At 58.2% G+C, this 25,976-nt stretch carries 11 protein-coding genes and 1 tRNA gene; 1 reads left to right on the top strand and 11 read right to left on the bottom strand.

The window, feature by feature from the left end; genetic code table 11:
• Positions 1-6: 6 nt before the first annotated feature.
• A tRNA-Asn gene (locus ACX9GU_RS09730) sits at positions 7-82 on the top strand.
• A 108-nt stretch (positions 83-190) separates the two neighbouring features.
• On the opposite strand, the gene ACX9GU_RS09725 is transcribed toward ACX9GU_RS09730, so the two are convergent.
• The 11 genes from ACX9GU_RS09725 to ACX9GU_RS09675 all read right to left on the bottom strand — a co-directional run bounded on the left by ACX9GU_RS09725 (position 191) and on the right by ACX9GU_RS09675 (position 25,797).
• A complete protein-coding gene (locus tag ACX9GU_RS09725; protein ID WP_473194609.1) occupies positions 191-886 on the bottom strand; it encodes an RES family NAD+ phosphorylase in 696 nt (231 codons plus the stop codon).
• Positions 879-1,409 carry a hypothetical protein gene (locus ACX9GU_RS09720; RefSeq protein WP_473194608.1) on the bottom strand — a complete coding sequence of 177 codons (531 nt, stop codon included), beginning with the start codon at positions 1,407-1,409 and terminating at the stop codon, positions 879-881. Before ACX9GU_RS09720 ends, ACX9GU_RS09725 begins: the two co-directional genes overlap by 8 nt.
• A gap of 338 nt (positions 1,410-1,747) precedes the next feature.
• Positions 1,748-3,847 (bottom strand): TonB-dependent siderophore receptor, encoded by a 2,100-nt coding sequence (locus tag ACX9GU_RS09715; RefSeq protein WP_473194607.1) that lies wholly within the window; start codon positions 3,845-3,847, stop codon positions 1,748-1,750.
• A 218-nt stretch (positions 3,848-4,065) separates the two neighbouring features.
• Positions 4,066-5,799: an ABC transporter ATP-binding protein gene (locus ACX9GU_RS09710; RefSeq protein WP_473194606.1), complete on the bottom strand. Its 1,734-nt coding sequence runs from the start codon at positions 5,797-5,799 to the stop codon at positions 4,066-4,068.
• Entirely contained in the window at positions 5,796-7,553 is a 1,758-nt protein-coding gene (locus ACX9GU_RS09705; protein WP_473194605.1) for an ABC transporter ATP-binding protein, read from the bottom strand. Before ACX9GU_RS09705 ends, ACX9GU_RS09710 begins: the two co-directional genes overlap by 4 nt.
• The gene (locus ACX9GU_RS09700; protein WP_473194604.1) at positions 7,550-12,973 is read right to left on the bottom strand and encodes a non-ribosomal peptide synthetase; all 5,424 of its coding nucleotides are present in this window, start codon (positions 12,971-12,973) and stop codon (positions 7,550-7,552) included. Before ACX9GU_RS09700 ends, ACX9GU_RS09705 begins: the two co-directional genes overlap by 4 nt.
• Positions 12,974-12,998: 25 nt before the next feature.
• On the bottom strand, positions 12,999-14,369 hold the full coding sequence (locus ACX9GU_RS09695) for an FAD-binding oxidoreductase (protein ID WP_473194603.1): 1,371 nt from the start codon (positions 14,367-14,369) through the stop codon (positions 12,999-13,001).
• On the bottom strand, positions 14,369-15,079 hold the full coding sequence (locus ACX9GU_RS09690) for a VOC family protein (RefSeq protein WP_473194602.1): 711 nt from the start codon (positions 15,077-15,079) through the stop codon (positions 14,369-14,371). Before ACX9GU_RS09690 ends, ACX9GU_RS09695 begins: the two co-directional genes overlap by 1 nt.
• The gene (locus ACX9GU_RS09685) at positions 15,072-17,300 is read right to left on the bottom strand and encodes a Gfo/Idh/MocA family oxidoreductase (RefSeq protein WP_473194601.1); all 2,229 of its coding nucleotides are present in this window, start codon (positions 17,298-17,300) and stop codon (positions 15,072-15,074) included. Before ACX9GU_RS09685 ends, ACX9GU_RS09690 begins: the two co-directional genes overlap by 8 nt.
• Positions 17,297-18,337: a hypothetical protein gene (locus ACX9GU_RS09680; RefSeq protein WP_473194600.1), complete on the bottom strand. Its 1,041-nt coding sequence runs from the start codon at positions 18,335-18,337 to the stop codon at positions 17,297-17,299. Before ACX9GU_RS09680 ends, ACX9GU_RS09685 begins: the two co-directional genes overlap by 4 nt.
• Entirely contained in the window at positions 18,334-25,797 is a 7,464-nt protein-coding gene (locus ACX9GU_RS09675) for an amino acid adenylation domain-containing protein (RefSeq protein ID WP_473194599.1), read from the bottom strand. The genes ACX9GU_RS09680 and ACX9GU_RS09675 overlap by 4 nt, the downstream gene beginning before the upstream one ends.
• Between the last annotated feature and the right edge of the window lie 179 nt (positions 25,798-25,976).

Genomic DNA, 25,976 nt, shown 5'->3' with positions numbered 1-25,976 from the left:
CACGATTCCTCTGTAGTTCAGTCGGTAGAACGGCGGACTGTTAATCCGTATGTCACTGGTTCGAGTCCAGTCAGAGGAGCCATATTTAGAGAAGCCCGCTTAAGGAAACTTAGGCGGGCTTTTTGCTTTTCGAACAATACAACATCCAACGGAAACTTCCTCTTTAGGCCGAAAACTGGCTACCCTTGGATCATTTCCCCGGTACGATATCGGCACCAATACGCTCGGCTAAATCCAACAGCTCAGCATAGGCCCTCTCATCCTGCAGAAGATTTCTCGAAGCGCCAATCTGTTGCAGAGTACCTGCTGGAATTCGATCCCCAAACAGCATCACGGCTCTGGCCGAATCGTCTTGCCTTGAAACCCAAGATAACCCCTGTATGTCTGGATGCTGTCTGTGAATAGCCTGCGCCCACTCGCGCGTATTGGGGTAACAATCCTTTTCGGTATCGATTAATTGCTTTCGCTGCACGCCTAACTTTCGTAACGCTACGCTGCTTAAATCGACCAGGAGCAGACTCTGGCTGACCTTGACCGTTGAGTGTACCTGCTGATTGAGTTTGTTCTTGTCATAGTGCTTGTATCCAGGTGCATGGGATACGTCGTGGAACACGGACTCCATCAGTGCTGCGTCGAACGTGTACGCAGCGTAGAGGGTCGGAATAGCAGCCCCCTTGGCATCAGTTATTGGGCTGAAACGCGCGTTACCTTTAGCTCCAGGATTGAACCGATCGCCTTGGTATATATCCTGGTGGATCCGATGCAACGCCTTGTTACTGGGCAACGTCCAAGGTGTAACATGTAGCTTCGTCGGCGGGGGTATCATGGCATTGGCTTCCTGCGAGTAGGTATCCTCCTCTGGTGTCGCTTCCCTGCGTTTAGCCATGGGCCACCTCCTTTATCTCATCCGCAGCAGCAGCAATGACGCGTTCCGGTTCGCTAGCCAACACATCCTGTGGGCGCTTTCCGCCCAAGAAGCTGTTGGCCGAGAGGAACCAATATGCAAGGCCCCAGCCATCTTTATGTTCACCGAAGACGTCCAGAACAGGTTTCAATGCTTTGCGTGGCCGGTATCCGGTATCCGGGTCGAGCCCGTAGCCAGGGAAGTAGTCAACACCGTTATGTGTGATGGCAAATATCTGCTTCTGGCGTTTCCACTTGTTGGGTTGAGTGCTTGGATTACTGGCACTCAGCCCTGCCAATTCGGCGACCTGAGCAGCGGTGAGCCAGTCTGCACTTGCCAATACGGCATTGCGCGAACGCGCCACCATAGCCGCCTCTTTGAGCAAGCTAGGCGTGGGTGGCACCTTTGGAACCAGTGCATCAACCAGCGCTTTAATCGTCTGCTCACTCTGCCCCCGCAAGGTCAGATCGATGAAGGAGACAATACTCGCCAAAGTATGAGCCATCAGGTCAGCATGCCGAGCATCCGAACGCGCTATGGGCACGACAATAACTTGGTCAGCCTTGGATCTATCGAGCCGGATCCGGATTTCCTGTGGTGTCCCAACCAAGGTATGGAAAGAAACCACATCATGGAGAGTAGTCATTTCAACCCCTTAAATTATCAAGATTATCAAAAATAATAATAATCCATATAACCTTACTTTGCTACCACCATCGCAGCCAAACGCCTGACTCGCGTCTTTCGGCATACACTGGTTTCAAGGTTCCCGTCACGTGTATTTCAATAAACCCCCTCTGTTTTATCGAGCAACGATCAAGCCAGATGACGGCAAGATGAAACTTAGAAATCCCAGCTAAGCTTCGCCATCACCGCGCGCTCAGCACCATAGAAGCAGCCCTGAGACTCGCTGAAGCAACTGGTGACATACTGGCGATTGGTAAGATTGTGAACCGTAACCTGCACTTTGCCCCCCTGCAGCTGATGCGCCAGATGTCCAAGGTCATAATGGACTTTGGCATCCATCACCCCATAACCGGCGGTATTGAATTGATTTTCCATGGTGCCGCCTTTAGTGCCACTACTGAAGCGCCCGCCAACACCTGCGCCTAATCCAGAAACGACACTGGTTTGAGGCGCATCCCAATTAACCCATAGCGAACCAAAACGGGTTGGGATGCGCAGTGGGGTTCTGCCAATAACATCAGGATCGCTGTCCTGAACATACTGCACATCCTGCCAGGTCATAGCGCCGATGATACTGAACTCATCAGTCACTTTTCCTCTACCTTCCAACTCGATACCACGCGAGCGGATCTTGCCGCCCTGCACCGAATAGGCAGCATTATTGGGATCGGTGGTTAACACCTTATCTTGCGTGAGATTAAAGGCAGCGATGGAGAACAGCGCGGAGAGCAATTTTGGCTGAAATTTTATCCCAGCCTCATACAGTTCACCGCGAGAAGGATCGAAAGGATGCCCACTACTGTCAACAGACGTAGTGGGTTGGAAAGACTGGCCGTAGGTGAAATAAGGGGCGATCCCATTCTCAAACAGATAATTGATGCCGGCACGCCAGGTCGTGGCCTCATCCCGTTGTTTAATATCATCGCTGTAACCCAGTAAATCAGTAGTACGGTTGCTTGACCAGTCATGACGAATACCAAAGGTTGCACGCCATTGCTGATAACTCAGTTGATCCTGAGCATACAGCCCGGTTTGGTTATTCATCACCCGCGTATTTTGGTAATCCTGCAGATCGCCATACACCGCCTTACCGTAATCTGGAGCGTAGATATCTAGCGAACTCACCGATCCACTGGCGTAATTGGCATGTCCGGTGAAACGATCCCAGCTCATCCCCAGCAACAATTGATGGTCAACATCACCGGTGGTGAAATGCCCATGTAATTGATGGTCCAGATTGAGCGTATTGAAGTGCTCGTCAGACGCCGCAATGGCACGATCTAGCGTACGTTGGTCATCTTGCAGCCCGGCAAAAATGACCGCATTATAATTTGATGTCTCTTCGCTATAGCGTCCATTGAGGGTAACAAACCAGTCATCATTGAAAAAATGGTCTGCGCTGTAGCCAACCGCCGCCTGTTTACGTGAAAATCGGTTGTGGTCAGGCTCCCCCGGATAAGCGTCGGTAGAGAGTTTGCCATTGGGATTGAATTTCACTGTCCCGGAGACTGGCAATGCGGTTTGCGCCCCCATCTTGGGGTCATTTTGCACACGCGCATAAAGCGTCATTTTATTGTAGTAATCCGGCAGGAAAGTGATGGACGGAGCCAGCGCCCAGCGCCGCATCTCGGTGCCACGCTCCTGGCCTTCGCGGGTTGTCGCCGTTGCGACAATACGGTAGAGCATCGTTCCATCATCATTGGCCTTGCCGCCCACATCAAACGAGCCCCGCTGATACTGATGATTGCCAGCCTCAAGCTCGACATGACGAATAGTCTGCGCCGTGGGCAATTTGCTCTCCATCGCAATGATGCCACCGGGGCTGGCAAGGCCATACAGCACCGAGGCTGGGCCGCGTACCACGCTAATGTTTTCAAGCAGGAAGGGATCAACCTGCTGGAACCCATATACCACCCCGTTATTCATGCGCAGGCCGTCAAGAAACTGATCGTTAAAGCCGGTAAAACCGTCGTTAAAGCCGCGGATTGAGAACTGGTCAAACGCGCTCAGGCCCCCTCGCTGCTCGGCCGCCACACCTGGCGTATAACGCAAAGCTTCGTTTAAAGATCGGACGTTTTGTGCATCCATCTGTTGGCGCGTAATCACCGAAACCGATTGAGGCGTTTCCAGCAGTGGCGTATCGGTTTTGGTTGCGCTTTTGCTCTGTGTCGTAAGCAGATTGCCGTTTTCCGGCGCAGTGGCGACCACGTTTAAGATCTCTTCGGCACTCACTCGCGCGGTCATCAATATTGCCATCAGCGCCAAGCTGCTTAGTTTAAGCGACGACCTCTTTTGGATCCTGTTATGCATAACGTCCAAACTCCCTGTAGAGGTTAAATGATAATCATTTGAAACGTTATAACATAACAATTCATGCAAGGTAATCGGTTGTTGCTCTTTTTTGCCGATCGCTGCTGGCAATAGGGGTAACAACGGCAACCGAATTAACAGCGGGTGCCGTGACAGAGAGGGGGTCAAATCTCACGACTATGCTGCTGCGCCTTTACCAACGCGCGGTAGCGCCCGTTTTGCCGCGCCATCAAGCTGGCATGATTACCGCATTCAACGCAGCGCCCCTGTTCGATAAAGGCAATTTGATCGGCAGCGCGGATCGTAGACAGGCGATGGGCGACAATCACCACCGTTTTATCCGCCACCAGCGCCTCGATGGCCTGCTGCACCTGATACTCCGATTCACTGTCCAGCGACGAAGTGGGTTCATCCAACAGTACCACCGGGGCATCTTTCAAAATGGCGCGTGCAATGGCCACCCGCTGCCGCTCGCCGCCCGATAAGGCACTCCCCGCCTCGCCCGCCAGCGTTCCGTAGCCCTGCGGCAGACGCTCGATAACATGGTGGATATACGCCTTACGTGCAGCGGCGATCACCTCCTCGAATGTGGCATCCGGTTTACCCAGCGCAATGTTATTGGCGAGAGTATCATCCATCAGCCACACATCCTGGAACACCACCGAAACCTGCGCCAGCAGTTGCTCTGGTGCAATATGGCGTAACTCTGCACCGCCAAGCTTGATGCTGCCCCCCTGTGGATCGGCATAACGGCTCATTAATCGGGTGAGCGTGGTTTTACCGCCGCCTGAAGGCCCCACCAAGGCGGTCAGCGATTTTTCCGCGATGCGCAGCGTCACATCCTCAATCGCCGGTTTTTCTTGCTGTTGATAATGAAAACGCAGCTGATGCAACTCAATCTCAAAATGCTGCGGTTGCTGCCGCGGCGATTGCGTCACCTGGTCGGCTTCGTTGAGTAGTGCATTGACGCGCAGCAAAGCCGCGTCTGCCAGTTCAAACAAGCGCACCATGGCAAGACCCTGCGTCAGTGGCTCCACCAGTTGCGCTACCAGTACCATCAGACAAAGTAGCGATGCCAGCGGTAGCTGTTGCGTAACGCACAACCCAATGCCCAGCGTCACCGTTGCCACCAGGGTGAGTTGCATGATCAACTGCGCTTTGGCAAGTAGCCGCGCGGTGCTGCCAGTTTGATGCTGCACCTGATGCTGGCAGGCAAACACCTCGCGTAAACAGGGGGCGTTAATGCCGGCACGACCACTGGCGCGCAGCATGGCCTGGCCTTGCACATACTCGACAATCGCAGCGCTGGCAGCGGCATCCGCCTCATCAATACGCTGAAAATCCTGATTGGCATTACGCCGCACACGCAGCACCAGCGGTACGACCAGCGCCAACCCAGCAAGCAGCAGAGCGCCCAAGCGCCAATCGAGCGTGAAAATCAGCAGCAACAGCCCCCCCGGCACCACCATCAACTGTATCGCCAGTGTTGCCAATGAAGAGAGCGCGGTCGCGGCAAAGGTCACATTGTTGCCAAGGATTGTGGCGAGGTCGCCACTTTTACGGCGTGCCAACCGTTCGAGCGGCATAGCTCGCAGGCGTTGTGCCAACCGCAAGCGCATCGCTTGCGTTACCCGATGCCAGTAGTCATAAACGAAAGCCATTTCGCGCCAGCGCACCACGCCCTCAAGCAAGAGCAAAACGATTAACACCATCAACCAACTGACAATGTCGTTAACGGGTAGCGCGCCCGGCGATAGCACCAGCGAAAACAGCGGTAAAGTGATGATCCAGCCTGCTGTCTGCAAAGCAGCTGCGATCACCGCATAGATCAATGTACGGCGGAATGGTGCGGCATATTCGCCCGCGACCGAAATCATGTTGTGATAGGTGCGTATCATGCCATCACCTCGCGCCGTAACGTCCATTGACTGGCGAGTTGATGGTGTTGCCATAACCGCGCGTAGTGCCCGTCAAGGTTCAGCAGTTCAGCATGGTTGCCCAGTTCGACCACCCTGCCTTCATCCATCACCATAATCACATCGGCGTCCACCACGTTCTGTAAACGGTGGGCGATGGTGATCACAATGCGATCCGGCGCCAACGCCTGTTGAATGTGCAACTCGCTGTGGGCATCGAGGCTGGAGGTGGCCTCGTCCATCACCAGAATTGGCGCATCAGCCAGCAGTGCGCGGGCAAGAGTCACGCGCTGGCGTTGGCCGCCCGACAGTGAGCTGCCGCGTTCGCTAATCGGCGTTTGTAATCCCTGCGGCAGCATTGCCGCAACCTCCGTCACACCGGTTGCCTTCATCACGCGCTGTAACGCTGCCTCACTGGCGCCAGGAGACGCCAGCCGCAGATTCTCCTCCAGCGTGCCGCCGATCAGATACGGCTCCTGCAACACCAACGCCATCTGTTGCAACAGCACATCACTGCGCATCTGGCGGATATCGCAGCCACCGAGCGTAATGCTGCCGTCAGTCACGTCGTAAAAGCGCGGGATCAGGCGCGCCAGCGTCGATTTCCCCGACCCCGACGCCCCCACAATGGCGCAGCGCGTACCCGGCGTGAGCGTCAACGACACCTCACTGAGCGCAGGGCTATGCTGCCCCGGATAGCAGAAACTGACATTGTTCAGACTGAGTTCGTGGCCCTGTGGGACTTGCGGCTGTTGGGGTTCCGGTAACACCGGCTGAGCCAGCACTTCGCCGATACGACGAGAGGCCGCGCCAGCGTCATTGAGATAGTTTGCCAGATGCACCAACGGCTCCAGTGCCTTAATCGGCAAAGTGCCCACCATCATCGCCAACAGCCACTGAGCCAACGTGATCTGTTCTGCGTGATACAACGCAAAGCCCGCAATCATCAGCCCTGCGGCGGTCGGCAAGGCGGCCCCCACCAGGCGGTTCACTTTCCACGGCAGCTCGCTGCTCGCCATCCAGGCTTCCACCGCCGCCGTAAATTGTTGCTGGCGCGAACTAAAACGCTGCCAACCCGCTTTGCCGTCATCAAAGGTGCGCATTACCGCCATACCCTGCACCAGTTCAATGACCCCGGCATTGACCGCTTCGCTCGCCTCGTTGTAGCGGGCGCGCTGTAACGGATCCTGTCGCGCCATCAGCGCCATGCAGATAACGCTAATCGGTAACAGCAGCAGTGCCACCAATGCCAGCCGCCACTGCACCAACGTCAGCAACAGCAGCGCAGCAAGCGGTTGGCTCAGACTGGTTCCGATAAAGGGCACCGCATCCGCCACCGCGACATGCAGGGCTTTGACATCATCCTGGATGATTTTGCATAACCGCCCGCTGCCCCAACTCTGCACTACGCCAAGTGGCAGGTGACCAAGATGATCCACCAGACGCTCGCGTAGCGCCTCCTCCAGTTGGTAACTCGCCTCATGCGCCCGCTCTTCTGCCTGTATGCGCAATAAGAACGCCAGTACCAACACCGGCACGCTACCCAGCAGTGCCAGTAGCGATGTGTGCTGTATCACCGCCGATTGCAGTAACGGCGTGACGGCCCATGCCAGCAACGCCATCACGCTGACGTTGAGCAAACCCGCCGCGCTACCCAAAACGAGCGCCAGGTTAAGTGAGCGCGCCACTGCGGGCACGCTCGCGACTAACTTTCCGGGTTCGCCAAGCAGTTTCATCGCAGCCCCTCGCTAATCAGACGTGCCACTGCCTGCGCGTGCGGCGTTTCAATGCAACTGAAGTGGTTGCCATCAATGGCGGTGACCTGCAACTCGCCAAGGCAGACGTCACGCCAGAAGTTGAGCGTGTTGTCATCCATGCCCGGTGCGAAGCCCGACCCCTGGCTCGGCCGCAGAAAGCGGATATCCCCCACATAAGCACTGGGGGTAAAGCGTGCCGCATGGAAGCTCTGCCGGAAGACGAGAAACAGCCCCAGCGCCATCTCGGCAGGCATCTGCTGGCCCGTAACTTGCGCGAGACCGGCAACATAACGTGCGAAACGCTGCTCAATGGGCAGCGCCTGCATCTGCTGGAAAAATGCCCCGGCATCGCCTGGCAATTGTGCCAGGGCACCTTGTGGAATACGGCCCTGATGCTGTTCAAGCACCTGCATAAAACCATGCACCAGCGCATCGCCGTCTATCTCACCAAAACCGGCCTGCGCCAGCGTGATGTGCAGATTGGGGATAAACAGCGACTCGATCATCAGTTGATCCTGCACCTCGAACAGCACCGGATGGCTGCTGATCAACACCAGGTCGACAATCTCGGCACCCTGCTCACTCAGACGACGCGCCACTTCGACGGCAAACAATCCGCCGAGGCAATAGCCAATCAGTTGGAAGCGGCTTTGGCCGGTCGCCAGCAGGCGCTGAGCGTAATCATCCGCCATCAGCTCGACCGCCTGCTCCGGTGGTAATGCGCAATATTGCGCTGTATCGGCAATAACGATGCCAATCACCGGGCCGCGGGGATCTTTTACCAGCTCGGCCAGTATCGGCCGGAAACAGTCCATGGTGCCAAGACCGGCATGAAACACCACGCGCAGAGGCCCTTCATTACCACCGCCAAACGGCATCAGAATGCCATTGCTGCCCGCCGACCGTCCATCCTGTTGTGGCGGTGCGGTGGGCTGCTCAGTGACCACAGTCTGCGCTGTTTGTTGCGGCTGACTGCGGATGGCATGCGCTAGCGCCCGCACCGTCGGGCCATTCAGCATATGGCGCAGCAGCGCATCAAACGGGATATCGTTCATTTGCCACGCCTCGCTCGCCAGCACCTGACGCAGTGTGCCTGCCATGCGCGCCATGATCAGCGAATCCGCACCAAGGTTGTACACATCCTGATCGAGGCCAATGTGGCTAATGCCCAGCGCCTCTGCCCAGTGCTGGCAGAGTAACTGCTCCAGTGCATCGCCTTGCTCCTGCGGATTGGCAACGGCATCCTGCAGCTCGACCGCGTCAACCCACCAGCCTGTCGCGGTTTTACGATCGATCTTGCCGTTGGCCGTCAGCGGCAGTCTATCAACCAACTGAAGCTGCGCCGGGATCATGTGGCGCGGCAGGTGGTGTTGCAGCGCATCACGCAGCGCTTCACTCTGCAACGGCTGGCGGTCGCGTTTGATCTGCTGCGCTAGCAGATGGAAGCCCTGCTGTTGCAGCACGTGGCCCGCCTGCGGCAGACACAGCACAGGATCCGCATTCACCGATTGCATCAGCACTTGCCAACCCAACGGGTCGAGATAGCTGTCCTGCTGACGGGCGTCATCTTCCGGCGGCGTCATCATGAAGGCCTGAGAGGCCATAATCCACGGGCATTCGCGCGTCGGTTCAGTCAGGATCACCCACCCCTGCGCCGCTGTCAGCAATTGGATATTCTCCAGCGCCCGGCGTTGATCGCGCACGTTCTCCAGCACGCCTGCCGCCAGGACAATGTCATAGCTCTCCGGCAGATAGCCCTGCGCACGAATGTCATGCTCGATATCAAGCAGGCCAAACCGCAGGCCCGCCCGTTTGCCGTAGCGAGCGCGAGCTTCTGGCAGGAAGAAACTCGCCACATCGGTGAAGTGATATTCTATGGAGCCATCGTTCAGAGCCGCCAGCACATCGGCGGTGGTGCCGCCGGTGCCTGCACCCACTTCCAAGATGCGCAGCGGACGCTCGCCACTGTGCCGCTGCACAATCTTGCTTACCAGTGTGCTGACCGCACCGTTGAGGTATTTCGCCATCAGGTTTTCGCGATACAGCGCCTGTACGCAGGTCAATTCACCCTGCGGGAACAGCAGTTTCTGTGCATCAACACGCCCCTCCAGCAGTCCGGCGAGGTTATCAAGATTGCTGCGGATGTAAGTCAACAATGCCGGGCCGTCGAGCAGCGGTTGCCACAGTGCCTCCACCTGCTGCCAACTGTAATCAGGCAAGTTTCCAGCCTGCACGATCATTGACTGCCAACGGCGCACCAGCCAGTCGAAGCGGGCATTGATCGGCGTATTACGCAGTTGCGCCTCGCTGAGTTCGTTGCTGAGACCGTAGTGTTGCAGCATGTCACGCATGCTCTGTAATACCACGGCATCAAGGGCAACCATCGCCTGCTGCAACTGTGCGGCGGTGACGTTTTGCGTCAGACCTGCGGTCGCGGTGTCGATCTCATCACGCAGGCAAGCATAATCAGCGCTCACTGCAGGTTGCGGCTGCGCGGTCACCAGCGCCAGCAGTTGACGTTGGTTACCTGCGCCGTGCGGCACCACACAAGCGCTCTCCACGCCTGGCAAGGCACCAAGAGCCGCTTCAATTTCGCCAGGCTCGATACGATGCCCTTTGATTTTGAGCTGCTCATCCACCCGGCCAAGAAACTCCAGCTCGCCATTGGGCAGATAGCAGGCGCGGTCGCCGGTCCAATACAGCCGCTGCTGGTCATGGGGATGATGGATAAAATGACGGGCCGTTTTTTCTGCGTCGTTGAGATAGCCTTGCGCCAGACCGGCGCCGCTGATGTAGAGATTGCCCGGCAGCCACACCGGACAATCTTCCATGTTATCGTCCAGCACACGAAAACCCTGGTTGCTGAGCGGCACACCATACGGCACGCTGCGCCATGCCGCATCACGACCTTGCCAGCGGTGATAATTGGACCAGATGGCGGCTTCGGTGGCACCGCCCAACGCCACCACTTGCAGCTGCGGTAGGCGGCGGCCTAAAGTTTCCGGCAGGGCTAATGGGATCCAGTCCCCCGAGAGCAGGGCCAGCCGCAGGGTGGGCAATTGCTGGTGCATGGCACTCTGCAATGCACTCTCCAGCATCTGCATCAGCGCAGGGACGCTGTTCCACAGCGTCACCTGCTGACTTGTCATGCGCTCCAGCCAGTGTGACGGATCGGTCGCACGCGCATTTGCGGGATAGATCACTGCCCCGCCGACGCTCAGCAGGCCAAACAAGTCATAGATGGCTAAATCAAAACTGAGCTGCGCCAGCGCCAACACCCGATCGCTAGCCTTTACGGCGAAGCGACGATTAATGTCCTCAATGGTGTTACGCGCCGCCTGATGCCCTATCACCACACCTTTTGGCTGGCCGGTCGAACCAGAGGTATAAATGATATAGGCCGCATCTTGGTTGGCCGGGTGATGGGGTATGCTCAATGATGCGCCGACGCTCAGCGCATCAATATCAATACGGCGTTCGCCACTGACACCACATTCCACCACCTGCTGGCTGGTGAGCACCAGCCGAATATTGGCATCCTTCAGAATCTGCTGGCGGCGCTGCGTCGGCTGGGTGACATCAATCGGCACCCACACTGCACCTGCCGCCATCGCGCCCAGTACCGCCTGCGCCTGCATTACGCCTTTTTCCAGCGTGATGGCCACACATTCACCCGCAGTGATGCCGCGCTGCTGCAAATGCCAGGCGATACACAAGGCGGAATCGGCCAATTGGCGATAAGTAAGTTGTTGCTGAGTATCCGCCACAGCCAACGCATCGGGGGTTTGCTGCGCCATGGCAAAGAACGGCAGATGCAGCCCCCCTTCGGGCAGGGGCGCTTGCGAATGGTTCACCTGCTTACGCCGCTCACTTTGCCAGTGCGGCAGCGCAATCCGTGCCGGTTGCTGCCACAGTTCTCCCTGCTGCGCCATGGCATTTAACAGCGTCTCGAAGCTGGCAAACAAATCGTCGATCATCCCCGGCGGGAACACGCCGTCACGCACATCCCAGTTGACCTGCAACCCTGCGATACTGTCCATCGCCTGACAGTCGATAAACACCTGTGGCGTCTGCGTGATGCCGCGCCCATCCAGTTTGCCCTGCAGGGCGTTTTCGGCATCGGCAGGCACCAAACCAATGGCACTGGTAAACACATAGGGCATCAGGGCGTGATCGCGTCCTTTAGCGCGTGCCAGTTCGCGCATCACTTCCACACCTGAACAGAGGCGGTGGTCGAGATCATCGTACAGTTGCTGGCTGATGGCGCTGGCGCGCGCCGCCCAACTCGCCGGGATGCGCTGATCAATCTCCAGCAGGCTGACGGAGGTAAAATCTCCTACCAGCCGCTCCACCTGTGCATGCAATGCCTGGCGATTGAGTACCGTCAGGTTGAGGCAAAAGTGATCGGTGGTGGACCAACGTTGCAGCACGCTGGCATAAGCCGTCAATACCGCAGCCGTGGGGGTAATGCCGTGCTGCGCTGCCTGCTGTTTGAGCGCCCTCCAGCGCTCGGTGGGCAGGCGCAGAAAACGCCGCGTGAAGCGCGCAGGTCGATTATCCTGCTCCTCCAGCACCGGCAATTGCGGCGCGGCAGGCAACTTGGGAACACGCTGCTGCCACCAGATGCGATCGCGTTGGGCGGCGGGTGATCCATCCAACCCTCTCTCCGCCAGCAGATAGTCGCGGAACTGAATCTCCAGAGTGGGCAGCGGCAGGTCCGGGTACTGATAACGCGCTTCAAACTCACCCAGGAGCAGCCAGATGCTCGCCCAGTCGGCAATCAAAAAATCCATCGACAGATGCAGAACGCTGCGCTCCGGCAGCTGTGAAAGACTCAGACTGAACAGCGGCCACCGCTCCGGTTGATACAGGCGATGCCCCATCTGCTGTTTGACGCCATCCAGCAGCGCCTCGGCGTGAGCCGCATCACTGCTGGCGCAGTCGATAGTCAGCTCAGGCACATCGGGTAAGATACGCTGGCTGCCGCCGCTGCGGTCAAATACCGCGCGCAACATATCGTGACGCACCACCAGCTCATTCCAGATGGCACTGACTCTTGCCTGTTCCAGCGGCGGATAACTCACCTCAAGATAGACATGGCAGGCCACGCCGCCATAACCAAAGGCATCACTCCGCCCCATCAGATAGGCCGCCTGCACTTGGCTCAACGGGAAAGACGCATAACGCGCGGCCTCGTCGGCCATCAGAACGGTTTGCTGCTGCTCCTGCGCCAGGATCGCCAATACCTCAGCCTTATGCGCTTTGAGCATCTCTAAATCGGCAGGCGAAACCGCACCCTGCGGCATACGGTAGTTGAGTTTGCCCTGCTGCTCCCACAATTGTGCGCCACGGCTACGCAAACGTTGGATCAGTTCAAGGGCAATGGGGTACTGAGTCATACTAAATCCTCCTTACCTTGCGCCATCACTGTGGACGACCGGGCGCAATATTGACGTTAAAACGCAGACGATTGGTGGGGTCGAGGCGCTGCTTTAGCGCCTGCAGCCGTATCCAGCTGCGGCCATAAGCGGCTTGTGCCCAGCGCGGTTCATGATCGGGCAGCAGATTGGCGTAAGGGCCACAGCTCACCGTTTGCAGTAGTTGCCAGGCTTCGATGGCCGGTGCCAGCATTTGCCGGTTGTCCGCCTCGCCATACCATTGGGCGCAGACTTCAACAAACCAGTTTGCATCGCGATGCGCAAAAGCGCTGGCATCCGCCGGTGCACGGGCGATGGCTCCGCCAAGTGCGCCAAACACCAGTGAGAAATTCGGGCCGGAACGATCAAACAGAGCCAGCAACTGATCCAGGGTAGTATCGTCCAGCTCACGCAACAGTTCGCCCCGGTTGTAGACATGTTGCTGTTGGTAATTGGCTGCAGAGGGCAGCAGGCGCTGATAATCGACATAGCGCATAGGTTGCAGCGTATCGCACAGCGCCCCCGCCTTCAGCGGTCCGAGCACGCTTTCGGCCTCTTCCGGCGCACCAAACCAAGTGGGGATCAGCATGATGCTGCGCTCAAAATGCAGCGATTCCGCTAGAAACGGTAGCGGCGGCGTAGTCCACACCAGCGCAATCAGAGAGGCCTGTTCTGGTGCCTGAGCCAGCCAGCTACGCGCCCGGCACAATACCTCAGGGATAGCGCTCTCTGGCCACGCGAGCACGCCAGCAACCACCCCTTCCACTGGATGCAGTTGAAAGGTGAAGCGCGATACCACGCCAAAATTTCCGCCTGCACCGCGGAGTCCCCAGAGCAGTTCGGCATCACGATCCTGATTGACCTCGCACACTTCTCCCGCCAAGGTCACCAGTTCGCAGCTCAGCAGATTATCGCTGGTGAGGCCAAACTGGCGCGACAGATCGCCAACACCGCCCCCCAGCGTATGCCCGGCGATACCGATAGTGGGATTACGCGGGCCTGGTACGGCCAGGCCATGTGCCTGGGTCGCAGCATCCAATTCTCCCCAGGTTACGCCGGGTGCGACGTGCGCCAACCGCTTGATCGGGTCGATAGCAATCTGCTTCATGCGCGACAGATCCAGCACCATGCCATCCTGACAGGTGCCGTAACCGGCAACGTGTGCACCGCCGCCGCGCAGCGCCACTGGCAGATCCCGTTGCGCAGCCAGTTGCAGGGCCTGCTGGATATCATTCACGCTGATACAGCGCACGATGGCGGCAGGATGGCAGTCAATGCGCGCATTGCGCACCCGCCGTGCGGCGTCATATTCCGCGTGTTGCGGCAACAGCAAGTCACCTTCCAGAGACTGCTGTAAGAGGGTAAACGTCTCGCTCATCACATCTCCTGCGGCAAAGTAAATAACGAATGGATGAAATCAGAAGTCTCCGGCAGCGCCTGCCAGCCCTGTAGCGTGACGCCACTAACATAGCGCCGCTTGCTGTGATGGCTGCTCAGCCACTTGTCGGTGGGTAACAAACGTTGCAGATGCCTGTGGCTAGCCGCAGGCAAATGGAAATCAACACGGGCCACCGCGCGTGCGCCGTTGGCGTGTTTCACACGCGAGGGGCGTTGCTGTGGGTGATAGTGGGAGACAATAAAGGGCAAGTGATTGCCACGTGGCGTCATAAAGCGATAGTGCACTTTCTCGCCCAGTACCGAACGACGGTTGCCTTTGACGATGCGCGAACCGACCAGCGCCTGCTGACGCAGATGATGACTAACGCTGACCAAACTGAGCGGATCCTGTGGTTGATAATGCATGGGCTCGAGCGCCACATCGCACCAACCGGCAGAGGCCAGTGCCCAACCTTCCAGGCGCTGTCCGGCGCTGCGACCAAAGCGCCAGCCAAACGGCAGGCTCAGCCAGCGGAACCAGCGCGGCAGTTCAAAGAACTCCAGGAAAGGCCCCTGCTCAAACCATACCAGCGCATTGTGCGCATGCGCCGGATCGCCGCCCCATTGCACGCTGAAACCGGCCTGCTCCAGCTGCGCGACAGCATCGCGAATGTTATCGACCTTGCACAAAATATGGCTGCACTTAAGCATCAACTGGCCTGCGCACGATAAACAGACGTTGCCCAAGCGGCGCCAACAAGTGCCCTTCGCCCGGCAGGCAGAAGGTACATATCAGTCCCGCACGTCTGAACAGGTCCTGCCACTGTTCAGACGAAAGAAAACGCTGTTCGCTGCGCTGTCGATCGTCCTGCGGTGGCGGCATCATAAAAGCCTGCGAGGTGAGAATTTCCAGATGTTCACGCGTCGGTTCGGTGATCAGCATGACACCGCCGGGGCGCAACACCTCGGCCAGCCAGCGAATGGTCTGTTCGCTGTTGTGCGCATTGTTCAGTACCCCCGCCATCACCAGCACATCCTGCGAGCCTGCGGCCACACCCTGCTCGCTCATGGGCTGATCAATGTTGAGCAGCGCGGTTGTGAGCCACGGTAGATGGCCATAGCGCTGCTGGGCATTAACGAGGAAGAAGCGCGACACATCGCTGAACAGCCAGTGCAACGGCGGTGCCTCACGATAAACCTCGTACAGCAGCTCGCGTACCCGCTCGGTAGTGGCACCGGTGCCCGCGCCAATCTCCAGCACCTGTAGTGGCGTGGTGCGCTGCCTGAGTTCCGCCAGTATCCAGTCAGCGATCAAGGTGTTGAGGTAGCGGGCTGTGATGGTATGGCGATAGACCGCATCGGCGATGTCGTTGCGCCCTTCCGGGAACAGCAGCAAGGCGGCCTGCTGCTCACCACGCATTAGCTCACCCAGTTTTTCCACGTTAAGCCATAGATAATCGATAAATGTTCTGGAGCCGAGGCGGTCATCCCATACCTCATGTACCGCCTGCCAACTGCGTTGCAGCTCGCTGCTGCTGATAAAACGGCGGCTGAAGTAATGCGCGTCGTGCTGGATCACCAGCCCTGCATCGGCCAGCAGCAGTAGCCAGCGTCCGATTAAGGCATGGTGCTGGCTTGCGACCTGCAACTGTTGAAGTATCCCGGCCAGGTTGCTGCCTTGATTGGGTTGCGCTAAAGCGCCGCCCTGTTGCAGGCTGAACAGCATGGCGTTGAGGCAAGCCTCATCCATACGAGCGACAAACTCGGTTATTTCACGCGTCTGGATAGCTGCAATCAGTAACTCTGCCCGCTGGGTGAAGCTCCGCGGCTGGGTAGTTGTGGTATTCGGTCTGGTGGTAGCTGTAGCAGGCAGCACACTGCGCGCCAGCGGCTGGAACTGCTGGCCGGGCTTGAGGCGTGGATAGCCTAGCCCCTTCATCAGCGCCTGCCACATCTGACACTGCGTCAGCAACGATTGCGGACTCCAGTGCGGTGCATCTCTGTTCTGAATGCTTTCTGCCAGCGCCAGTAAATCCTGCGCAATGGCGACGGGCCAGCGTTCTGTCAGCGCGGTGCGCCAGCTCTCGCTCTGACCCTCTCCAATGATAGTGCTGATCTCCTCCATCAGATGCGCCGACTGCGGGCTGTTGAAGTCATGGTCGCGTTTTACCGCATCCGGGATATGCAGGCGTGGGCGCCACAACACCGGGCCATGAGTATCAACCAGCGACAGTCGTCCTGCGGGGAAGCCCAGGGTGATTTGCTGTAGCAACTGGAAATGGTTATCGGGATCCTGCGGATCCACTTCGTTATGGACATTCAGCGTCAGCGGAATACCGGCAATCACGCCATGCACCATCTGGAACGGGGCATCCGGCGGCTGTGCCTGTGCGTTGAATTGCCACGGGCGTGTTGCACCCAACGCCTGCGCCAGCATAGTGATTAACGGAAAAGCCACCTGGCTGGCGCAGGCTGCATCAATAAACTGCAGCTTTTGCCGCCGCAGCAAGCGCTGTGCCGCCTGGCTAAACTCCTGCACCGCTGGCAGATACGGATAGAGATTACCGATCCGATAGTGCACGCCGTGCTGTCGTGCGCTGCGCAGGTTGGCCACCACCTCATCGTGGTGTACTGGCTGCTCCTGGATCACGTGGATCCCTTTTGCCATCAACTGCTGCGCCAGTTCGCTGCCTACGCCACCCATCACAGCTGCACGCAGCACCACACAGGCGAGATCAATATCCTCTGGCAGTGACGCCAACTCGGTGTAGAGTGGAATATGATGGCGATCCGCACAGTCTCGGCTGCGCGCACTGCCGCTCGCCAGCAACCCCACAACGGTAAAGCGTTGCGGATGACGTTTCAGCGCAGCCAGCCAGAACTGACCAAAGGTAGAGCCACACACCAGCACCTTTAACGGAGAGGCTCTCACAGCACACCTCCTCTCATCTCACTCAGTTGCTCAATACCGCCGTCAAACAGCTCGATATCAATGCCGGTCTGCTCGCGGCAGAACAACAGCATAAAGGCTTCCGTATCGATGCACTCGGCGGCCAGGCCGACCACAGGTTCGGGGCACTTCAGCAACCACTTGGCACAGGCTGCCGCACAGGCTGCTGTCAGTTGGGCAATACCGGGAGCTTTCAGTAACAGGGTCGAGGTGGTTTTGCTGCCCTGGCGCATTCCTTCGACCTGGATCAGGAAGTTGACCCACGGCTGTCGACCTGCGACATCCAGTGCGGATCCCTCCATCACGGCCTGAATTACCTGCTCACGTGGCAAGGCACGCGCCGCTTCCAGCGCCCGAGCCAGGTGTTCACCGTCGAGTGCCAGATACCAGTGGCTATGGCGAAGTCCTAAACGGTCGGTAACACGACGTGACTCCTGATCATCGTAAGGTTGTAACTGCACCGGGCGCGGAAAAAACGGCAGGCTGACGTTGGACTGGCGATGCTGCAAAGCATGGCGTGACGGCAGTGCTCGCAGCACACCATCCAGGTAATCTTCTGCCCCGCCGCGCGTGAAACGATCAAACACGCCAAACCAACAATGCAGCGTATCGACGCGTTCCAACGTGCTCGCCAGCCACTCCGGCAAAATGCCGGATAATCCCGGCAGCGCACCGGCGGCAAACAGTGCACTGCGCGGACAAATCCCTGCAGGCCGCGTTAACCGTAACGGACAGTCAATGCCGCCCGCATCCACCAACGGAATACCGGCAGCATACAACCGGTTCGCTACGGGTTGTGACAGGCGTACAGAGGGCGCGGCACAGTTCACAATCAGCCGACACCCCGTCGCGAAGGTCATCAGGCTTTCTTCATCGCTGACATCGACATAGCAACTTTGTGCCCAAGGCACTGGCTGTGGATGACGCCCACCGACGCGTAGCGAGGTTTCGCCCCACAAGTGCAGAAGGCGCGCCACTTCGCTGCCCACTGCCCCAAATCCACCAAGAATGCCAATCACAGTACACCTCCTTCCATGGATGCCGCCGCAGCCTGCTGTGCCTCAATCTCTGCAGCCATTGCCTCAAGGCTGGGGGCATTAAAGATTTTCCTCAGCGCCATCTCGACGGCAAACTCATCGCGGATACTGTTGATCAGCCGCGTTGCCAGCAAGCTGTCACCCCCCAGCTCAAAGAAGCCTTGCTGACGACCAATGCCCGGCGCGATCCCCAGCAATGCGCACCACAGCTGTGCCAATTGCCCTTCGGTGTGACTTAACTTGTCCTGCTGTTGCTGCTTTGGCAGGTTGTCATACAGCGCTTGCAGACGCTTACGATCGACTTTGCCGTTGGCAGTGAGCGGCAGATGTGTCAACAAAACCAGGCGTTCCGGCACCATCGCTTTGGGCAGTCGTTCAGCCAATAGGCTTGGCCAGTTTTCGGCCAGCGTATGGCTATGCGATTGGCTCAGGGTCAAGGTAGAGGCCAGACCGTGATCGTTCACCGAGATCGGTTGGAAACCGGTGCCCTGCGCGCGTTGCTGCCAGACCGAGCCAGTACGCAGCGGATCCTTACCACTGCTGCCATAGCCTCCCGCCAGCAGTCCGGCGCTGACCCTGGCGAGCGGGGTCAGGCACTGGCGCTCCATCATCCACAGTTCGCCATCTGGCTTAAGCAATTGACGCGCGGCAATAAGACCATGCAGGGGCTGCGCATAGCGATGCAATGCATTGGCCGCCAGCACGATATCTGCTGAGTGTTGTAGTGTTTCTGTCAGATAGAGTTCATTAAGCAGCATGAAATCGATGTGATGTCCGCTGTTGGCAAGACGCACCCGCGCCTGCTCCAAAGCTAGCGGTGCCGACTCCAGCAGCGTGTAGTGGATGCTGCCCTGCGGTAGGTGTGCCAGCAACACGGCGCTGTGCTGCCCACAGGCACCGTTGATCTCCACAATATGAATGGGTGTACCGCCTTGACGGTGCATGTTCTGGATATGCAACGCCAGTTGCAACAGCCATTGCCGTGTCTCATCGTCTGAGGCGGATAAGCTGGCGGGACTGAAGATCGCATCCGTCAGCAACGCAGCATTATCCTGCACGCCACGCAGCATGGCACGCCAGTTGGCATAGCGATTTCGCGCTTCCATTATCAGCGGGATAGCTGGTTGCGAGGTGGCGCTGGCAGCCGCCAGCTTCTCTGTGGCGATATAGGCCGTACCCTGCGGCTGTAATAAGGCACGCGACTGGAGCCAGCTCAGCCACAGTTGCAGGATCTGTCTGCCCTTCTCATCAGGCTGCAAAGATTGCACCTGCCAGATTACGCCCGCCTCGGCCGGCAGTTGCAGCAGCTCAATCAGGATCTGTTCAGCAATCGCAGATTCATACTGCAGCAGACTGCGCTGAGCGTCGTTAGGATTGAACGGTTCGAACTGTTCGGCAGCGGCTGGTGTCAGGGGTGCTACCGCTGCCATCAAGCGCGGTGTCACACCATCGTGCCACAGCGATACCGTAGCCTGATCGACGCCCGGCAGCATCTGCAACGCCTGTTCGACCTCACCCGCTTCAATGCGATGACCACGCAGTTTCATTTGCGTATCAAGGCGGCCTAAAAACTCCAGCGTACCGTCAGGCCAGTAACGGCCCCGATCGCCAGTGCGATACCAACGTTCACCCTCGAGTTGCGGGAAGCGAGCTGCTGTCATCGCAGCATCGCCGAGATAACCGCGAGCCAGCCCTGCGCCGCCAATCAACAGCTCACCCTCAACCCAGTCCGGACAATCGGCATTGGCATGATTGACCACGCGCCAACGCTGGTTGCCGAGCGGGTAGCCGTAAGGAATGGATCGCCAGTCAGGATCGACGGCCGTAACCGGGAAGATATTAGACCAGATGGCCGCTTCCGTGGCACCACCCAACGCCAGGAAACGGCAATCTGGCGCAGTGTGTAGCAATCGCTCAGGTAGCGACAACGCAATCCAGTCACCGGAAATCAGCGCTGCACGCAGTGCAGGAAGCGTGGTATCACGCGCTGATGTCAGCAGCATCTCCAGCAATGCCGGTACGGAGTTCCACAAGGTGACGCGATGCTTTTGCATCAGGCTCAACCAGTGCGCCGCATCGCGGCGGTAGGCCTCATCCACCATCACCAGCGCAGCACCACAGCTTAGCGGTGCAAACAGATCGAACACGGAAAGATCAAAATCGAGAGCAGAGAGTGCCAGCACGCGATCCTGCGGCTGCATTGCCAGCCGCTGGCGCAGATCCTGCAAGGTGTTATGGGTAGCAGCGTGGCGCATCTCCACCCCTTTCGGTTCGCCAGTGGAACCGGAGGTAAAGATGATGTACGCCAACTGCTGCACATCGATCGCCACCGGTTGTGGCAGCGCGGTGAATTCCGCCTGAACCGCTGCCTGGCCCAATAGCGGTGTCTGTGGATCCAGCAGCAATCGCACCTCGGCACGCTTTAAGATAGCGTTTTTGCGCATCTGGGGCTGATCGATGCCGACAGGCACCCAACTTGCCCCCGCGGCCAGTACGCCCAGGACGGCGATCGCCTGCTGCGGCCCTTTCGGTAACGAGATCGCCACCCGATCGCCCGGCAAAGTGCCCTGCAATTGCAACCAGTGCGCCAGTTTCAGCGCCTGCTCTGCCAGTTCAGTGTAGGAGAGCTGGAATATCTGCTGCTCCTGCTGCCAAATCAGCGCGACCTGTTGCGGTGTCTGTTCGGCCTGCTGAAAAAAGGCGTGATGCAGCGTTTGTGCCGCATAGGGTTGATGTGCAGCGGCGGTAATGGCTTGACGTACCTGGCGCTGCGCCATTGGCAGCAAATCGGGCAGCGGTTGCTGCCAGGAAGTCAGGCACAGGTGATCAATCAACCGTTGATAAGCACTAAACATTGCGTCCAGCATGCCCGCCGGGAACAACGCCTCAACGGCATCCCACACCAGCAAGACGCCGCCAGCCTGTTCGGTCAGTTGATGATCGAGCCACACCTGGGGGGTCTGCGACAACCCATAAACGGCGCGACTGAATATTCCTTCCCCCACTGCTGTGCCCAAGCCCAACGCGCTGGTGAATACCACCGGCATCACCAGTTCCGGCTCCTGATGCAGACGCGCCAGTTCGCGCAGCACCTCAATGGCGGAAACTGAACGGTGATCCAGCGCCCCCCACATATCGCGCTGCACCTGGCGTATCTCATCCAGCCATCCACCATTGGCCTGGCGGCACGGTACCAGCACCAGCGAGGTGAAATCGCCCATCACACGGGTGATATCTTCGTGCCCTTGTGGGCGATCAAACAGCGTCAGATTAAGCGTGAAGTCGGGCTGATGGGACCAGCGGCGAAGTACTGTGGCAAACGCGTTGAGCATCACCGCTGAAGGCGTAACGCCATGCTGGCGCGCTTTTTGCGACAGTTGTTGCCAGCGCTGCGCGTCCAGCCAATGTTCGCAACGGGTAAATTGTGGGGTTGTTATGGTCTGTGGCGAAACAGCCAAGGGCAGTTGGGGTGCCAACGGCAGTTCTGCAAGACGCGGATGCCACCAGGCCCAGGCGTCACCGTGCTGATTATGCTGCGACAGACGTGCCAACAGCGCATCGCGGAACTGAATTGTCGGCGCTTCGGGCATAGGCCGCTGGTGATAGAGCGCATCCAGTTCCTGATAAAACAACAGGATGCTGAGCGCATCGAGGATCAGGTTATCAATGGCAATTGCCACCCGGCTGCTGCCATCCTGTTGCGCCACGCTCACGCTAAACAGTGGCCAGTGCTGGGGATCGAAACTGCGTGAGGCATATTCCTCACGTTGCTGTGCGACGTTATCCGCGCCCCGCTGCTGGAACAGCGGAATGCGGTAGTGCGCCACTTGTTTTTGGACTTGCTGCCGGCCGTTATCGAATATGGCACGTAGCATGTCGTGACGCGCAATCAGTTGATTGACGGCGATTTCCAGGCGCGCCACATCAAGGTGTTCCACCTGGAATTCGCGATAGAAGGTGCAGCCAATGCCACCGAGGGCAAACTCACTTTCCCGGCCAAACAGGTAGGCTTGCTGCACATCGGTAAGCGGAAAGGCATGATAGCGACCGGCCGCGTCATGGGTAATGGCCTGCGCTACCGTTGCCGACGTTCTGCTATGCAACGTCTGGCAGAATGCGGCCAGCACCGGTTGGGCGAAAAGTTGTGACAGCGTGACATCGCTGAAACCCTCACGACGCAATGCGGCAATGGAACGGGTTGCCAGCAGGGAATCGCCCCCCAAGGTGAAGAAATTATCCTGACGGCAAGGCAGCTTGCCCAGCACGCTCTGCCAAATCGCCGCAACCTGCTGTTCCACACCTGGCAGCGCCGCATCATCCGTTTGATCGCGTTGCGACACATGCTCAGCCAAAAGCTGCCGTAATACGCTGCGGTCGATTTTGCCGTTGCTGCTCAAGGGTAACTCAGGCAGCGCCACCAGGTGTTCGGGCACCATCTCCTGCGGCAAATAGCGTTGCAGATGCTGGCGCAGTGCTGCGCAATCTTCCCAGCTATGGTTGGCGGTAAAGGCAGCCACCAGACGGTGGTTATCATCGAGCATCACAATGCCACGCTCCACGCCTGAATATGCCATTAATGCAGATTCGATTTCGCCCAACTCAATGCGGTAGCCACGTACTTTCACCTGATGATCGCGACGACCAAGAAACTCCAGCGAGCCATCGGCGTGATAGCGCGCCAAATCGCCGGAGCGATACCAGCGCTCACCATCCTGCATCACAAAGCGTTCAGCCGTTCGTTCCGGATCATGCCGATAGCCTAACGCAACGCCCGCGCCACCAATCCACAGTTCACCGCTGACCCAGTCGCAGCGATCTCGTCCGAGACTGTCCACCACCCGACAGCGCACATTATCGAGTGGATAACCATAAGGCACCGAGCGCCAGCTTGCCGGGATCTCTGCGATCTCCTGCACCGTGGAGTGAATGGCGGTTTCCGTGGTGCCGCCAAGCGCAATGCAGCGAGACTGCGGCGCCACCGCGTTTAATTTTTGCGGCAGATCCAGAGGCACCCAGTCGCCACCCAGCAATACAATTTGCAGGGGCAACGTCAGCTCATCTGCGGCGGCGCTGGTGAAAGCCATCTCGGCAAGAGCAGGCACGCAGTTCAGCACGCTGACCTGATGCTGTCGGATCAGCGCTACCCAACGCTGGGCATCACGCCAACTCTCCTCCTCAATGCACACCACCGCGCCGCCCACCGACAACGGTGCGAAAATATCGTAAACCGCCAGATCGAAACTCAGTGCCGACACCGCCAGCGTACGCAGCGCGCGGCCCAGTGGATAACGACGATTCAGAGCGTCAATGGTGTTTTTGGCCGCAAGATGGCTGATCTCCACCCCTTTGGGCGTGCCGGTTGAACCAGAGGTGTAAATCACGTAAGCCAGTTGATGATTATCGCCACTCACCACCGGAGCCGGAGCCGGAGCCGGCAGTTGAGCGTCATCCGGCAGCCGGTCAATCACATGTTTCACACCGGCATTTTGCAGGATGGCATTGACCCGCTTTTCCGGCTGCTGGTAATTGAGCGGCAACCAGGCTGCACCGCTGGCGAGCACGCCAAGCACGGCAATAATCTGCTCCGGCCCCTTCGGTAAGGCGATTGCCACCGGTTCGCCGGGTTGTACACCTAGCTTAAGCAGATACGCTGCAAGGCGACGCGCGCGTTCAGCCACCTCACCATAACTTAGGCTCGGTTGCGCACCGAATAGTGCAGGCACATCAGGTTGTTGCTGCGCCAGGCGGAAGAACGCGCTGTGCAAACACTCTTCAGGAAGGGGGGCTGCGGTGGCATTGGCACGTTGGCGAACAGCACTCTGCGCTTGCGGCAGGGCCGCTTTCACTGGCTGCTGCCACGCCTGATCGCTGGCGGTCAACGTCTCGATCAGGTTAATAAATTGATCGAACATCAAATCGAGCATGCCCGCCGGGAAGCTGGCTTCGCGCGCATCCCAGTTCACCAGCATGCCCTGATTCAGCTCGGTGATTTGTGCATCCAGCCACACCTGCGGCCCTTGTGAGACCATCCAGCCGGGCTGACCAAAAGCCTGCTGCACCCGCTCGCTAAACAGTTCGCCAAGCCCCAACGCGCTGGTGAATACCACCGGCGCAAACTGCGGTTGCCCACGCACGCGTGCGGCTTCGCGTAGCACTTCCACGCCAGAGAAGTGCGCATGCGCTGCATCCTGTCGGAACTGCTGTTGCAGGCGATGCGCACGCTCAAGGAAGCTGCCAGGTTGACTGCCCTGCCACATCAGTAGCACCGATGAGGTGAAATCGCCGACCAGCGCGGACACGTTCGGATGCAGTTGCTGGCGGTTAAACAAGGGCAGATTAAGAATGAAATCCTCTTCTTCGCTGAACTGGCTTAGCACTTCGGCAAAGGCCGCGGCGATCATCATCGGCAATGTCAGTTGACGCTCACGCGCTTTGGCTTCCAGTTGCTGACGCGCTGCGCAATCAAACCAGCGGTGGCGACGCACAACCTTGTGCTGCAAGCGGCTATCAAGGCGGCCTGGGCTGGGTAGCACCGGAGCACCAGGCAAATCCGCTAAACGCGCCAGCCACCACTGCTTGTCTGCGTCATAGCGCACTTGCTGCTGCGGCGTTTGCAGCCAGGCGGTGCGCAGTTGCTGGTATTGGCGGTAAGAGAGTTTCAGCGCGGGCAACTGCCGCTGCGGTTCCAGATAGAGCGAAGCCAGATCGTCCAGCAGAACGCGCAGGCTCATGGCATCCGCCGCAATCATGTCGAGATGAAAGTGAAGGCGACAGCCTCCACCGAGGGCGGCAGGCTTGTGCGTCAGGCACACATCAAACACTTCACCCTGCTCAATGTTAAGTTGGCGATGCGACAGCGCTGCGCGGATGGCCTCCAGGCGCAAAGTTGCCTTGTCCGTGGCTTCCTGGCGTAAATCGTACTCTTTCAGCCCTGACCAGCGCGTTTGCGCCAGGATTTGCTGTTGCCCTTCTTCCAGAATTGCTACCCGCAACATGCCGTGACGAGCTATCAGCTGACGCACCGCGCTTTCCAGCTTGGCGGCATCGACCTGGGGTAAATCGAACTCGTGGTAGAAATGTGCCGCCACGCCGCCCAGATGCTGGCTGCTGTCGCGGCCCACCCAATAGGCATGCTGCATCAGAGCCAACGGGAAAGGTGCGTTCTCTTGCGGATCAAGCACTGGCATTCTGCCTGCCGGTGCGGTTGGCTCAGGCGACTCCGCCATCATCTCCAGCCAGGCACCAAACCGAGGCTGTTCAATCAGGCGGGCGAATGAAACGTCGTAACCTTGCCGACGCCACATCGCGGCGAGTTGCATCATCGCCAGGGAATCGAGGCCGAGACCGATCAGATCGCAATCATCGGGAAGTTGATCCGGCATGTCACCGGGGAGAAAGGGCGCAATGTCCGTGCAAACCTTGTGTTTAAGGGTACTTGCCATAGTCCTTCTCCTTCCCTCAATTACACCATATAAGCCATTAAGAAAATTTATATCTCAGCGTTCGAACAGCATACCTCCGGAAATATTTATATGTTATAACGTTACATGCATCAAGTGTAAATGATAATTATTATCACGAGTTGATTTTACTGAAAAGCGTAACTAACTGAATTAACCCA

The organism is Serratia sp. K1WW1, from assembly GCF_055790865.1.
This window is presented reverse-complemented; position numbering and strand designations above follow the sequence as displayed.